General features: G+C 62.1%; 14 protein-coding genes. 7 read left to right on the plus strand and 7 right to left on the minus strand.

From position 1 onward, the window contains the following. Window positions 1-112: 112 nt before the first annotated feature. Window positions 113-2,563: a penicillin acylase family protein gene (locus AC1RR7_RS23525; RefSeq protein WP_493158518.1), complete on the minus strand. Its 2,451-nt coding sequence runs from the start codon at window positions 2,561-2,563 to the stop codon at window positions 113-115. A gap of 144 nt (window positions 2,564-2,707) precedes the next feature. Next, window positions 2,708-3,352 carry a glutathione binding-like protein gene (locus tag AC1RR7_RS23530; RefSeq protein WP_192559946.1) on the minus strand — a complete coding sequence of 215 codons (645 nt, stop codon included), beginning with the start codon at window positions 3,350-3,352 and terminating at the stop codon, window positions 2,708-2,710. Window positions 3,353-3,499: 147 nt separating this feature from the next. Here AC1RR7_RS23530 and AC1RR7_RS23535 point away from each other — a divergent pair, with 147 nt between their 5' ends. After that, window positions 3,500-4,057, plus strand: coding sequence for a cysteine hydrolase family protein (locus AC1RR7_RS23535; protein WP_493158519.1), 558 nt, complete (start codon window positions 3,500-3,502; stop codon window positions 4,055-4,057). Window positions 4,058-4,135: 78 nt separating this feature from the next. Here the strand turns inward: AC1RR7_RS23535 and AC1RR7_RS23540 are convergent, their stop codons facing one another. Genes AC1RR7_RS23540 through AC1RR7_RS23555 form a run of 4 tightly spaced genes read right to left on the minus strand, consistent with a single transcriptional unit; the run spans window position 4,136 to window position 5,858 of the window. Further along, window positions 4,136-4,342: an SEC-C metal-binding domain-containing protein gene (locus AC1RR7_RS23540; RefSeq protein WP_007955014.1), complete on the minus strand. Its 207-nt coding sequence runs from the start codon at window positions 4,340-4,342 to the stop codon at window positions 4,136-4,138. 5 nt (window positions 4,343-4,347) lie between these two features. After that, window positions 4,348-4,848 carry an LEA/WHy family protein gene (locus AC1RR7_RS23545; protein ID WP_192559948.1) on the minus strand — a complete coding sequence of 167 codons (501 nt, stop codon included), beginning with the start codon at window positions 4,846-4,848 and terminating at the stop codon, window positions 4,348-4,350. Between the two features lie 31 nt (window positions 4,849-4,879). Next, the gene (locus tag AC1RR7_RS23550; RefSeq protein ID WP_096819536.1) at window positions 4,880-5,356 is read right to left on the minus strand and encodes a YchJ family protein; all 477 of its coding nucleotides are present in this window, start codon (window positions 5,354-5,356) and stop codon (window positions 4,880-4,882) included. Between the two features lie 4 nt (window positions 5,357-5,360). Next, window positions 5,361-5,858, minus strand: coding sequence for a DUF6231 family protein (locus tag AC1RR7_RS23555; RefSeq protein ID WP_493158520.1), 498 nt, complete (start codon window positions 5,856-5,858; stop codon window positions 5,361-5,363). 199 nt (window positions 5,859-6,057) lie between these two features. On the opposite strand from AC1RR7_RS23555, the gene AC1RR7_RS23560 reads away from it, so the two are divergent. The 4 genes from AC1RR7_RS23560 (at window position 6,058) to AC1RR7_RS23575 (ending at window position 8,758) form a co-directional block, all read left to right on the plus strand. Next, on the plus strand, window positions 6,058-6,753 hold the full coding sequence (locus tag AC1RR7_RS23560; RefSeq protein ID WP_096819534.1) for a PA1041 family peptidoglycan-binding anchor lipoprotein: 696 nt from the start codon (window positions 6,058-6,060) through the stop codon (window positions 6,751-6,753). An 89-nt stretch (window positions 6,754-6,842) separates the two neighbouring features. Next, window positions 6,843-7,565 carry a PA1041 family peptidoglycan-binding anchor lipoprotein gene (locus AC1RR7_RS23565; protein ID WP_493158521.1) on the plus strand — a complete coding sequence of 241 codons (723 nt, stop codon included), beginning with the start codon at window positions 6,843-6,845 and terminating at the stop codon, window positions 7,563-7,565. 163 nt (window positions 7,566-7,728) lie between these two features. Continuing rightward, a complete protein-coding gene (locus AC1RR7_RS23570) occupies window positions 7,729-8,007 on the plus strand; it encodes a DUF1145 domain-containing protein (protein ID WP_096819532.1) in 279 nt (92 codons plus the stop codon). Then, on the plus strand, window positions 8,000-8,758 hold the full coding sequence (locus AC1RR7_RS23575; protein WP_493158523.1) for a collagen-like protein: 759 nt from the start codon (window positions 8,000-8,002) through the stop codon (window positions 8,756-8,758). Before AC1RR7_RS23570 ends, AC1RR7_RS23575 begins: the two co-directional genes overlap by 8 nt. A gap of 50 nt (window positions 8,759-8,808) precedes the next feature. Here the strand turns inward: AC1RR7_RS23575 and AC1RR7_RS23580 are convergent, their stop codons facing one another. Next, a complete protein-coding gene (locus AC1RR7_RS23580; RefSeq protein ID WP_102621504.1) occupies window positions 8,809-9,273 on the minus strand; it encodes a CopD family protein in 465 nt (154 codons plus the stop codon). 99 nt (window positions 9,274-9,372) lie between these two features. Between AC1RR7_RS23580 and dinG the strand changes: the two genes are divergently transcribed. Next, window positions 9,373-11,517 (plus strand): ATP-dependent DNA helicase DinG, encoded by a 2,145-nt coding sequence (gene dinG / locus AC1RR7_RS23585; RefSeq protein ID WP_273541268.1) that lies wholly within the window; start codon window positions 9,373-9,375, stop codon window positions 11,515-11,517. A 95-nt stretch (window positions 11,518-11,612) separates the two neighbouring features. Next, window positions 11,613-13,970, plus strand: a complete 2,358-nt coding sequence (locus AC1RR7_RS23590; RefSeq protein WP_493158525.1) for a beta-agarase — start codon at window positions 11,613-11,615, stop codon at window positions 13,968-13,970. Window positions 13,971-14,049: the final 79 nt, after the last annotated feature.

Here is a 14,049-nt window from a genome sequence, read left to right on the forward strand (position 1 = left end):
CGGAATGGAGGGACTTGTTAGCTATGAGGTTTGCGCGAAGTCAGAAGTTCGATTGATTTTGCGGATACCGCATGATCGTTCCCACGCGGAGCGTGGGAACGATCATGGGGGGTTACTTGCCGGGAGTGAGGGTCAACCGCGTCTTGCCGTACACCCGGTCAAAGTTCTGCGGCTGCATCGGCAACCCGATGTACTGGCCCTTGAGCCACGGATCGATGCCGTTCAGGTAGTTCGGGCTCACCGGGTTACCCGATTGCCCCGTACCGTTCTGGCCCATCAGCGGTTCGCTCTGACCGAAGTCGACGATAAAGCGCATCGATGGCGCACGGGTGGTGTTGAAGTCCTGACCCCAGGCAAACGCCGCCGTATTCAGCGTCGTGTGATCGCCACCGGCCGCGAGCGGGCCGCGAACGGTCTGGCCGTTGGCATTCTTCCACTCGTAGCGGTGCAGTTTGCCCCACTGCCAGGCTTTGTGATCGCCACCCAACTGACTGTCGCCGGCGCTGATCGCCGCTGCCAGACTGCGGGCGAGGATGGCCGGTTTGTCTTCTTTCTGCGGCGTGCGGGCGTCGTCCCAGAACGGACTGTCTTCGCGGCCCAGCAGGTGGTCGGCCTGGGCGGCGTAGGACAGATCGCCATTGGCGATAAACGCTTTCCACGCCGGGCTGCTTTGCGGGCCGAGTTCGTCGAGGAAGATCTGCTTCATGCTTTCTTGCAGGAACAACTCGTAGATCGCCGCGTCGGCGGAGGTCGGGCTGAGCTTGCCGTCGAACGCCATCAGACGGGTGTAGGCCTCGCGCGCCTTGCTGCGGTCGGCTTCCGGCAGGGCGTCGATCGCCTGTTTCAGCGGCTGCGCCATGCCCGGGGCTTCGAACATCTTCTTCAGCTTGGCGGCGAAGGTGGTGGTCTGGTCGTACTGCATGGCGATCATGCTGCGGCCGTCATGCTTGGCGCCGCCGGCCAGTTCGGCCAGGCGCTCGCCACGTTCCGGCGCTGCCCAGGAGTTGGACAATTGCATGCCGTAGCCGTGAGGAATGACGCGCTGGTTGGCGGTGCCGAGCCAGCCCTGGCTCGGGTCCTGATCGTACGGGTGCAGCATCGGGTCGGCGTAACCGTCCCAGTCGTAGCGACCTTCCCAGCCCGGCGATGGCAGCAGGCCTTCGCCTTCGCGGCGGTTCGGGAAACGTCCGGTGACTTGCCAGCCAATGTTGCTGGCATCGGCAAACACCAGGTTCAGCGCGATGGCGCGGATTTCCCGGCTGGCGTCGGAGGCGCGTTCAACGGTTTGCGCGCGACTCAGATCGAAAAACGCATCGAGGGATTTGTCGTCGGTGAAGCTCGGGGTCTGTAAGGCCAGGCCGAAACCTGCGCCTTGAGCCGCGGCCTGGGCACTGTTGAGCAGCGCGCCGTGGCGGGTTTCGTATACCGCTTCGCGAATCGGCCGCTGGCCTTTGACGAAATAGGTTTCGTTGCGTACGCCCAGCGGCTGCCATTTGCCGTTGACCTCGTAGGTCAGGCTGCTGCCCTGGCGACGGATTTTTTCCAGGAACAGGTCCTGGTTGTCGCCGAACACGCTGGTCAGGCTCCACGCCACTTTGCCGTTGAATCCGCCCAGCACCATCGGCAGACCGGCGACGGTCACGCCGGCCGCCTGATATTTCGGTGCGTGAATCTGCACGAAACTCCACAGCGACGGCGCGGCCAGCGGCCCATGACTGTCGCTGACCAGCAGGCTCTTGCCGCTGCGGCTGCGTTGCGGGGCAATCGCCCAGTTGTTCGCAGTGCTGGCGCCGAGCAGGTTCATCGCCGCCAGTTGTTCGCTGGCGTTGCTCAGTTCGCTCAGGCCGGGAATCTGCCCGTTGAGCTTGATGCCTTGCAACTTGTCGGCTTCGGCTACCGGCAGGTTTTCGTCAGGGGCGGACGGGGTCAGCCAGGCGAGTTTGTCGGTGTTGACGGTCTGCGCCAGCACCAGCGAAGCAATTTCTTCCGGCAGGTTGGCCGACTGGCTGAAGTTCAACAGGCAGAAAATAAGCGCCGAATCTTCCGGTTTCCAGTACTCCGGCTTGTAGCCACTGGAGGCCAGATCACCCGGCAACTTGTCGGCGTAGCGGAACAGGTAGGCGTTGACGCCCCGCGCATAGACCTCGAAGAAGCGCTTGAGCCGTGGCGACGAGGCCTTGTACAGCTCGCCGGCGCTTTTCTTCAGGTTGACGGCGCGCATGTAGCGGTCGGCGTCGAGCATCGACGCGCCGGACATTTCCGCCAGACGACCCTGGGCCAGCAGGCGCAGGGTGACCATTTGATTGATGCGGTCGCTGGCGTGCACATAGCCGAGGGCGAACAGCGCGTCATGGAAGCTGTTGCTTTCGATCAGCGGCATGCCCATGGCATTGCGGCGTACCGAAACGTTCTGCGCCAGGCCCTTGAGCGGCTGCACGCCGGAGGTGGGCGGGAGGGTGTCCTGAGCGTTCCAGGTCTGGCAACCGGAGAGGCTCAAGACACCGGTCACTGCTGCGGCAACGCCGAACCGGGGAAGAAAATGTGAAAGGGCTGGCGAGGCCATGGCAAAGCTCCTGCGGGGGTGTAGAGGCTGGGGGCGCAATAAAGCCGCTACGTTAGTGAGCAGGAGGGGGCCGCGCAAGCGGGGCGAGCGGTTATTTCTTCCCGTTGATCGTTCCCGCGTACGGGAACGATCAGGCCGGGTGACTCAGGCCTTCGGCGGATTGATCTTCTGCACCAGCGCGTAGGCCTTCACGGTCGCCGGGCGATCCTTGATGTGGTTGAACCAGCGCTGCACATTCGGGAAGTCTTCCAGGTTCTGGCTCTGCCATTTGTGGGAGACGATCCACGGGTAGATCGCCATGTCGGCGATGCTGTATTCGCTGCCGGCGACGAACTCATTGTGGGCCAGTTGCTTGTCCAGCACCCCGTACAGACGGGCGGTTTCATCGATGTAGCGTTTGATCGCGTAGGGGATTTTTTCCGGGGCGAACTGGCTGAAGTGATGGTTCTGCCCGGCCATCGGCCCCAGCCCGCCCATCTGCCAGAACAGCCATTGCAGCGCCACCTGGCGACCACGCAGGTCCTTGGGCAGGAACTTGCCGGTCTTTTCCGCGAGGTACAGCAGAATCGCCCCGGACTCGAACAGCGACAACGGCTCGCCGCCATCGGCCGGTTCATGGTCGACGATGGCCGGGATGCGATTGTTCGGAGCGATCTTCAGGAAGTGTGGCTGAAACTGCTCGCCCTGGCTGATGTTGATCGGGTGCACGTTGTAGCGCAGGCCTGCCTCTTCGAGGAACAGGGAAATCTTGTGGCCGTTGGGCGTGGTCCAGTAATACAGGTCGATCATGGAAAGCTCCAAATCAGGAAAATGGCTTACGTGCGGACAGCAAACGCCGGCTTCAGGTTGTCCTGTGTGCGTTCGATAGCTTGCTTAGTGACAGGAAGTGATGCTCAAGTGCGGGAAATTCAATGACCCCGCGTGAGAAAAATCGCCATGGAGCTTAAGGCCAACGCTGCACTGATCATCATCGACCAGCAAAAAGGCATTCTGGAGCCGCGTCTGGGGCAGCGGAATAATCCGTTGGCCGAAGAGCGAATCCTCGACTTGCTGAACTTTTGGCGGCGCAGCGGCCGGCCGGTGATCCACGTGCAGCACTTGTCACACTCGCCGGAATCGGTGTTCTGGCCCGAGCAGTCAGGTGTGGAATTTCAGGAAAGGTTTTTGCCGCAGGACGGCGAATGGCTGATCCAGAAACAGGTGCCGGACGCGTTTTGTGCAACAAAGCTTGAAGCGAAGTTGCGTGAGGCGGGAATCGAGCAACTGGTGATCGTCGGCGTGGCCACCAACAATTCAGTGGAGTCCACGGCACGCACTGCGGGCAATCTGGGGTTTGATGCGTGGGTGGCGGAGGATGCGTGCTTTACCTTCGACAAGGCCGATTATTTCGGCACGCCGCGTTCGGCAGAAGAGGTGCACGGGATGTCGCTGGGGAATCTGCATGGGGAGTATGCGACGGTGGTCAGCAGCGGGCGAATTCTGGCGGCAGGCTGAAAGCCGCAGGTGACAGTGCTATCGCGAGCAGGCCCGCGATAGCGATCTAACGGGCGAAACGAATGTTCGCCCGAAACATCAAGCGCCGTGGCACTTCTTGAATTTCTTGCCGTTGCCGCATGGGCAAGGGTCGTTGCGGCCGACGTCTTTCAAGGCGTTGCGCACCGGTTCCTGGTGGGCGTGGCCGCAGTTTGGGCCGTGAACATGGCCATGGTCGTGATCATGGTGGTGATGGTCATGATCGTGGTTGCAGTCTGGGCCATGGACATGAGGTTGCTGGGTCATCGGGGTCACTCCGTAATCAAATCGGCGGGGATTATCACGCCATTGCGCTCCAGGTGCACGTAGTGGGCGATGAATAAACCGGTTTCCATCTCGCCCTGCAGGCGATAGGGAACCTGCTGGTGCGGATTCTTCAGCATTTTCACCACCTCTTTGACCTTCGGCCACAGGTTGGTGCGGATCGGCACTTTATAGAAAGCACTGCTTTTGGGACCGACCGTGATCCAGTGCTCATGCTCGCCCTCGGCCAACAACATGTCGGACAGATGCACGCGGTATTCCAGGCCGCGCACGGTCAGGTCACTGTCGTTGGGGTTGTCGATGCGAAAGTGCAGGATGAATTTCTGCTCCAGCAACTTGGCGCGCACCACTTCGACTTTCACCAGATGCACGGCAGGGTCGAGGGTGTCGTCGGCGAACCATGAAGTGCAGCCGCCGAGCCCCGAGAAGCTGATCCCCAGGAACATGAGCAGTGTGAAAGCCTTGAACGTGCGCCATTGACCGAGCATGGTTTAACTCCCTTTGATGCCCAGTCTAGCCTCAGCTGCCGAAATACCCCGCACAGCACTTCTTGAACTTCTGGCCGCTGGTGCACGGGCAGGCATCGTTGCGCCCCAGTTTGAGTTGCACGGTCGGGTCGATGAAGTACCAGTGACCGGCGTTCTGCACGAACGAGGAGCGCTCGCGGTGGCTGTGCTCACCCTGGCTGTCATGCCAGCGCGCAGTGAAGGTGACGAAGGCGTGTTCCGGCTGACCGCCGAAGACTTCCGAGCTTTCGACATCCAGCCCGAGCCACGTGCTCGAAGCGCTCCAGGCGCTGATCGACTGACGATCGAGCCCTGTCTGCTGGGCGGGCAGGGTGGTCGCCACCAGGTAATCGATCAGGCCCAGCACGTAGGCGCTGTAGCGCGAACGCATCAGGGCTTCGGCGCACGGTGCCGGATGGCCCGCATGATAATGGCCGCAGCAGGCATCCAGCAGGTTGCCGCTGCCGCAAGGGCAAATGGCTGTACTCATTGCATTACCACCAGTATTTCCCGAAGTTTTCCGGATTGGCCCAGAATCGCGAGTTGAGCCAGTCGGGGACTTGTTTGTAGTCAAGCAGATCATAGGTGAACAGGGTCAGAACCTGCTCGTCGCGGGCAAAACGCTCGCTGGCTTGCAGGGCCAGCGAATAGAAGTCCGTTTCCTGCCAGCCGCTGGCCGACAGGTCCGCCAGCACCGCGATGCGGCTGGCGTTGAGGTTGCGGATTCCGCCCAGCAGATTCAGGCCGTCGCGCTTGGGCAAATGTTCCAGGCAATCGACCACCAGCGCCAGGTCGAAACGGCGTGCCGCCAGTTCCGCCGGCAACGCGCCGGGCGCGGCGTGGGCGACGCAAGTGTCCGGGTGCGCGTCCTTGAACGCCGCCAGTGCGGGGAATTCGCTGGCGCCGATCAGCAGCAGACGGGCCGGGGCGTAGCGGTCCAGCAGGGCGGCCAGTGCCTGCTGTGGCGTGCGGGAAGACAGGGCGACGTTCATCGAAGTTCCTCAATCAGATCGCCAAGACTAGCCTGCCCGGGCGTCGAGGCCTAGATCTCTGTCCTGCGGGTTTGCGCCAAATGCGCCGAAGTCCTGTGAACACGCTCGCAAACAGCAGTGGCCTATTGCTGGCGGAGATTAAAACTCCGGTCTTTACTCCCTGAATCGGTTCTAAGCCGATCCCTCAGGAGAAAACTAGATGAGCATAGTTCGGACAGCATTACCCTTGGTTCTGCTAACCAGTGTGTTGACTGGTTGCGCAGGTTTGCAGAAAACCGACTGGCCGACCTGTGCGGCAGTCGGCGGTGTCGTCGGAGCGGGTCTCGGTGCGACGGAAAGCTCTGCATGGGCAGGCTATGGCGCATTACTCGTCGGCGGTACGGCAGCAGCCTATTGCTGGGTGCACGGTGATGGCGATGAAGACGGCGATGGTGTGCCGGACAGTCGCGACAAGTGCCCGCATACGCCTAAAGGCGTGCAGGTCGATGCTGACGGCTGCCCTCCACCAGCCCCTGCACCAGTGGTTGAAGAAGCTGTAGTGGTCAAGGAAGAAACCATCGTCATCCGCGATGTTCACTTCCAGTTCGACAAGGCCACCCTGACGCCTTCCGATAAACAGGTACTCGACAAGGTCGCCACGCGCCTGAAACAGGAATCGAGCACCGCGCGACTGACCGTGACCGGTCATACCGACAGCGTGGGCAGCGATGCCTACAACAAGAAACTGTCGGATCGTCGGGCGCACTCGGTGGTGGAATACCTGATCCATGATGGTGTGCCACGTTCCAGCTTCGTCTCGGTGACCGGTGCCGGTGAAAGCCAGCCAGTGGCGGATAACAAAACCGCCGATGGCCGTGCGCTGAACCGTCGCACTGAAATCAAAATCGAACGCTAGCCCCCTCGCATCCGCGGCTTGTGCAGTCGCGGATGCGGGTCTTTACTCCTGTGTAACCGGTATGGGCCGGTGACACAGGAGCTTTCACAATGAGTGTATTCTCAAGGTCCGTCTTGCCGGTGCTGCTGCTTGGCAGCCTCTTGACCGGTTGCGCTACTCACAGCGATGGCACTGCCCCCCTCAATCAACGTACCTGGCCGATCTGCAGCCTCATTGGCGGACTGGTCGGCGGCGGTCTGGGCGCGATTGAAAGCGGTGGCTGGGCCGGTGGCGGCGCAGCGCTGGGGATCCTCACCGGCGGATTGATCTGTTACGCCCAGGATGGCGATGAGGACGGCGATGGCGTGTTCGACCGTCGCGACCGTTGCCCTGACACTCCGGCCAACACCCCGGTCGATCACCGTGGTTGTCCGCTGCCGCAATACCCGGTCGCCGAGAAACCGGCCGAACCGGCCCCGCAATCCGAAGTCATCACCCTGAGCGATGCCGGCAACGTGCTGTTCGACTTCGACAAATCCGACCTCAAACCTGCGGCGAAAAGTCATCTGGATTCGCTGATGGACAAGTTGCGCAACGCCGATGTGGTGAGCATCAAGGTCATCGGTCACACCGACGGCAAGGGTTCGGACGCTTATAACCAGGCGTTGTCGGAACGTCGCGCGAGCAGCGTGGCGGCCTATCTGCTGAGCCAGGGGCTGGCGCCGGACAAACTCACCAGCGAAGGGCGTGGCAAACGGGAACCGGTCGCCGACAACGAGACTGAAGAGGGACGTGCGCAGAATCGTCGTGTGGAGCTGCACATCAATCGTTAGGACGTGTCTGTAGTCCGCAGGCTAGAGCTGTCGGGCGATGTTCATCGTCGCCCCGGCAGACATCCGACGAGTGCCCGGAACTTTTTTATTTCCCCCTCTGGCTTATCCCGTACGGAAGCCGTTACTGTGCGCCCAAAGAATAATTCGCAACACGGGGGAGCGTATGAAGGTGTTCTGTGGGCTGGGGCGGTTGTTGACCCTGGTGTTCTGCTGCGTGGTACTGGCCAATCAACTGGTGCCGTTTGTTCATCCGTTGCATCTGCTGGTCAATCTGGCCGCTGTTCTGCTGCTGGCGATCCATCTGCTGGAAGTGCTGCTGTGCAATCGCAGCCTCAAAGGTCGCCCGCACCCGTGGCGTGATCGCGGCCGTGTCCTGCTGTTCGGCGTTTTCCACCTGCAAACCATCCCGGCCCCGGCCGCTCCGGAGGCTTCCCATGCGTAAACTTTGCCTGCTCGCTGCATTCATCAGTCCTTTGGCTTGTGCCCAGGTGGTGAGTGTCGAACCCAATTCCCTGATGCGTTTGCCCAACACCGCCAGCACCTTGCAACTGGAAAAACTGGTGGTCGCCGATTACGGCACCTTGCTGGTGCCCTCCAACGTGACCGAGTTGAGCGTTGGCGAGTTGCAGTTGGGCCGCGAAGCGCGCATCGCCATCGTGCCGGGTGAACAGACGCTGGATCTGAAAGTCACTCGCGCCGCGTTAGCCGAAGGCAGCCGGATCACCGCTCGCGGTGCACCGGGGACCTATGAAAAAGCGGCCCGTGCCGGACGTAACCTGAATCTGCAATTCAAGGCGCTGAATGCACCGCAGCTGATTGTCGATGCACGCGGCGGTACCGGTGCGCCTGGCTTTGTCGGGCTCGACGGCGCCAACGGTCAGGAACCGGGTTGCACCTGGGGCCAGGCCGGACACGGTTTCGATGGCAGTGACGGCAGCAATGGCCAGCCGGGCGCACCGGGCGCGCTGGTGCGCCTGGAAGTACCCCGTGAGTTTCCGGCCGAGCTGATCAAGGTTGAAGTCGCCGGTGGTGCCGGTGGCCCGGCGGGGCCTGGCGGCAAACCGGGGGCGGGCGGCAAGTCGAAGGGGTGCCTGGTGTATCGCGCCGATGGCGGCAAGAGCGGCAAACCTGGGGCTGATGGTCAGCCGGGACCTGCGGGAGCGGCGGGGTCTGTCACCGTACAGCGCCTGTAAGCCATCCCCTGTCTGATCGTTCCCACTGAGTGGGAACGATCAGCCGCACTTCAGAACGACGGCCGCGCCGCGGCAATCGCCACCAGCGCCAAACCGACCAACAGATTGAACCCCACCACCTTGCGAATCCGCCCCAGCACTGCCGCACCCGCTGGCCAATCCTTCGCCTGCACCGCCGTGCGCAATTCGGGCAGCATCAATGCTTGAATCCGGATGAACAGCGCCGTCATCACGATGTACAAGCCCATCATCACCTGCACGTACTTCGGTGCCGTCTCGAAGCCGATGTGCTGCAGATGCAACATGCCCACCCCGGTCACCGGCAGCAGAATCACCGCGCCCCACACCCAGCGGAAAAAACCTTGAAACACTTCCACCCACAGGGTCAGGCGGCCGGGGCCGTCCAGAGCCTTCACGGCCGCCGGGCGCAGCACCATCCAGGCGAAAAACATGCCGCCGACCCACACCAGGGCGGCGAGGACATGCAGGGGGTAAACGAGGCTAAAAGGTGTCATTGGGGTACTCCGTTCTGCGCGGGACTGATTAGCGGGGTATGATAGCGGCCGATCCGAACCACTGAAAATTTATCCAGCGTTTTTTGCGCCCGACACTCAATGATCAGCACTGAACTCAAAACCACGATCCAGGGCGCCTATTCGCGTTTTCTAGAGGCCAAGAGCCTCAAGCCGCGTTACGGCCAGCGCCTGATGATCGCTGAAATTGCCAAGGTCCTCGGGGATATCGACACCGACGACGAAGGCCGGCGCAGTGGCGACCCCGCGATTGTCGCGGTGGAAGCCGGCACCGGTACCGGCAAGACTGTGGCTTACAGTCTGGCCGCAATTCCTACGGCGAAACTGGCCGGCAAACGCCTGGTGATCGCCACCGCGACAGTCGCCCTGCAAGAGCAGATCGTCTACAAGGATTTGCCCGACCTGATGCGCAACAGCGGGTTGAACTTCAGCTTCGCCCTGGCCAAGGGCCGTGGCCGCTACATGTGCCTGTCCAAGCTCGATATGCTGTTGCAGGAAGGCCACGCACAGACCGCCACGGCGCAGCTGTTCGAAGAAGAAGGCTTCAAGATCGAGGTCGATGAGGCCAGCCAGAAGCTGTTCACCAGCATGATCGAGAAACTCGCCGGCAATAAATGGGACGGCGACCGCGACAGCTGGCCCAACGCGCTGGAAGACGCCGACTGGGCGCGCCTGACCACCGATCACAGCCAGTGCACCAACCGTCATTGCCCGAACTTCGGCCAGTGCGCCTTCTACAAGGCTCGCGAAGGCATGGGCAAGGTCGACGTGATCGTCACCAACCACGACATGGTGCTGGCCGACCTGGCACTGGGCGGCGGGGCGGTGCTGCCCGATCCGCGCGACACCATTTATGTGTTCGACGAAGGTCATCACCTGCCGGACAAGGCCATCGGCCACTTCGCCCATTACACGCGTCTGCGTTCCACCGCCGACTGGCTGGAAACTACCGCCAAGAACCTCACCAAACTGCTGGCCCAGCATCCGCTGCCGGGCGACCTCGGCAAGCTGATCGAACAGGTGCCGGAGCTGGCGCGGGAGATCAAGACCCAGCAGCAATTCATGTTCACCGCCTGCGAGCAGATCGCCGATTTCAAGCCCGGCGAAGACGTCGAGGGCCGCGAGCGCCCGCGTCATCGCTTCATCGGCGGGGTGATTCCCGAGCACATGCGCGAGATGGGCATCGAGCTGAAAAAAGGCTACTCACGTCTCAACGACCTGTTCACCCGCCTGACCGACCTGCTCAAGGAAGGCATGGATGGCGAGGTCAACATCGGCATCGCCAGCAATCAGGCCGAAGAATGGTACCCACTGTTCGGCAGCCTGTTGTCCCGTGCGTCCGGCAATTGGGAGCTGTGGACCGCGTTCACCGCCGAAGACCCGGAAGACAACCCGCCGATGGCCCGCTGGCTGACGCTGGCGGAAAGCGGTTCGCTGTTCGACATCGAGGTCAACGCCAGCCCGATCCTCGCCGCCGAAACTCTGCGCCGCAGCCTGTGGAACGTGGCTTACGGCTGTCTGGTGACCTCGGCGACGTTGACCGCGCTCGGCACGTTCGACCGTTTCCGCATGCGCGCCGGCCTGCCGAAAAAAGCCGTCACCGCCGTGGTGCCGAGCCCGTTCCATCACGCCGATGCCGGTGTGTTGCGGGTGCCGGACCTGAAAGCCGATCCGCGTGATGCTGCCGCTCACACCGCCGCGATCATCCGCGAGTTGCCGGATCTGGTCGAAGGTTCGCGTGGCACGTTGGTGCTGTTCTCGTCGCGCAAACAGATGCAGGACGTGTTCGACGGCCTCGACCGCGACTGGCGCAAGCAAGTGTTCATTCAAGGCAACCTGTCGAAACAGGAAACCCTGAACAAGCACAAGGCGCGGGTCGATGGCGGTGATTCCAGCGTGCTGTTCGGCCTTGCCAGTTTCGCCGAAGGGGTGGACTTGCCGGGGGCCTATTGCGAGCACGTGGTCATCGCCAAGATTCCATTCTCGGTGCCGGATGATCCGGTCGAGGCCGCGCTGTCGGAATGGATCGAAGCCCGGGGCGGCAATCCGTTCATGGAAATCTCGGTGCCCGACGCCTCGCTGAAGCTGGTTCAGGCCTGCGGCCGTCTGCTGCGTACCGAAGAAGACCGCGGCACCATCACCTTGCTGGATCGGCGGCTGGTCACCCAGCGCTACGGCAAGGCGATCCTCAATGCGTTGCCTCCTTTCCGTCGTGAAATATCCTGAGACATCGGTGGGCAGTTTTGCCCGCCGCGTTGTCTATCTCTGCGCCATCGCTTTTCCATTGGCCATTGTTGGTCGTTAGGGAGAAATCCGTTCTCATGATTCGTCGTTCGTTGCCTGCCGTTTTTGCCCTGGTTTTCGCTGCGCCTTTGCTGGCGGCACCTGCCGGGCAGCAGACCTTGTTCAACTTTGTCCGCCCCGCCGACGTGGTGAAAGTCGCGACCGAAAACGCCGACCTGCCGCAAGCCAACGCCGAGCAGACCCCCGAAGGCGAAGTGCTGCGCCGGGTGACCTTCAATCCGGTGGCGCGCCCGACCTTGCGCCTGAGCCCGCAGACCGGTGCCTGGGACTGGTCGCAGTCCGGCATGATGAGCCTGCGCATCCAGAGTGCGATGAACTGGGCCGTGACCGTTTACGTACAAATCCAGAGCAACGACGGCAAGACCCTGGTCAGCCGCGTTGATCTGCCGGCCGGCCCGGCGCAGACCTTGCTCGTACCGTTGACCGCGACCTCGCCGCTGAGCCAGGGCATGAAGGCCGGGCCGCTGATGCCAATGACCATCGACGGGCAGCGCGTGTTGCTGGCCAGCAGCAACGGTGAACTGGATCGCAGCCAGGTGGTGTCCGTCAGCCTGTCGATGGACCAGCCGAAAGCCGCGCAAAGCCTGTTGCTGGAGCGCTTTGGCGTGCAGGACGAGGGCGAGGTGATCAAAGCCGCCTACGGCAATCTGGTGGATGCCTACGGTCAGTCGACTCGCAGCAAATGGCCAGAGAAAGTCGCCAATGACGAACAACTGAAATCCGCCGCCGCCAAGGAACAGCAACAGCTGAAAACCTGGCTGGCCGAGCGCGAAAAATCGTCGCTGGACAAGTTCGGTGGCTGGAGCAAAGGCCCGGCATTCAAGGCCAGCGGCTTTTTCCGCACCGAAAAACGTGATGGCCGCTGGTATCTGGTGACGCCGGAAGGCCATCCGTTCTATTCCCTGGGCGTGAACACCGTCAGCCCGGAGGTCAACCAGACCTACGTGGCCGGTCGCGAGTACATGTTCGAATCCCTGCCAAAACCTGACGAGCCACTGGCCAGTCACTTCGGCGAGGGCGACAACCGTGGTGGCAATGGTTCCGATCAGGGCCGTGGCTACGGCAACGGACGCTGGTACGACTTCTATGGCGCCAACCTGCAACGCCTTTACGGCGAACCTTGCGTGACTCCGGCGGCGACTGAGCAAGCGCCTGCCACCCCGTGCAAAGCCACCATCGACGAGCAGAAGTGGGCCAGCCACACCCTCGACCGTCTGCAGGCGTGGGGCTTCAACACCGTCGGCAACTGGAGCGCACCGCAACTGAGCGACGCCGAGCGTGTGCCGTACACCTTGCCGCTGTCGATCGTCGGCGACTACACCAGTATCAGCACCGGCAACGACTGGTGGGGCGGCATGCCTGACCCGTTCGACCCACGTTTCGCCATGGCCACCGAGCGCGCTGTGGCGATTGCCGCCCGCGATCACCGTGACGATCCATGGCTGATCGGCTACTTCGCCGACAACGAACTGGCCTGGGCCGGCCCCGGTGATGATCCGAAGTCGCGTTACGCGCTGGCCTACGGCACGTTGAAAATGACCACGGACGTTCCGGCCAAACGCGCGTTCCTCAAGCAATTGCGCGACAAGTACCGCAATCAGGCGGGGCTGTCGAAGGCCTGGGGCATCGATCTGCCGGCCTGGGAATTGATGGAGGATCCGGGTTTCGAAGCGCCGCTGCCGAATCCGGAGCATCCGGAAATCGAGGCCGACTTCAAATACTTCCAGAAGGTCTTCGCCGACACCTACTTCAAGACCATTTCCGATTCGCTGAAATGGCACGCGCCGAACCAGTTGTTGCTGGGCGGCCGGTTCGCCATCAGCACGCCGGAAGCCGTGGCCTCCTGCGCGCAGTATTGCGACGTGCTGAGCTTCAACATGTACACCCTGCAACCGCAGGACGGCTATGACTTCGCCGCGCTGCGCAGCCTCGACAAACCGGTGCTGATCACCGAGTTCAACTTCGGTTCGACCGATCGCGGCCCGTTCTGGGGCGGTGTGACGCCGTTGAACAAGGAAGAAGACCGTGGCCCGGCCTACGCCAACTTCCTCAAGCAGGCGCTGAGCGAACCGTCGATCGTCGGCGTGCACTGGTTCCAGTACCTCGACCAACCGGTGACCGGACGTCTGCTTGATGGTGAGAACGGCCACTTTGGTCTGGTCGGTGTGACCGACTTGCCGTACCAGGGATTTGTCGAAACCGTGCGCAAGAGCAATCTGGCGACGATCGATCAGCTTGGCAAAGAGGCCGCGAAGGCCGCTGCGGCGGCGGACAAGGCCGGTCACGAAACCGAAGGCGGACGCAAAGGCGAGGCCGGAAAAGGCCCGGGGCAGGGCGCCGGCCATACCGGCGGGCATTCCGGCAACGGCCACTAAGACAGAACCGCCCGGCCCGCCGCTGTTCCCAAAACCCTCAAGGGCTGGAACAATGCGGGCCACTTTGTAGAGCGTTTTC

This window comes from Pseudomonas sp. GW821-FHT11G12, from assembly GCF_058808055.1.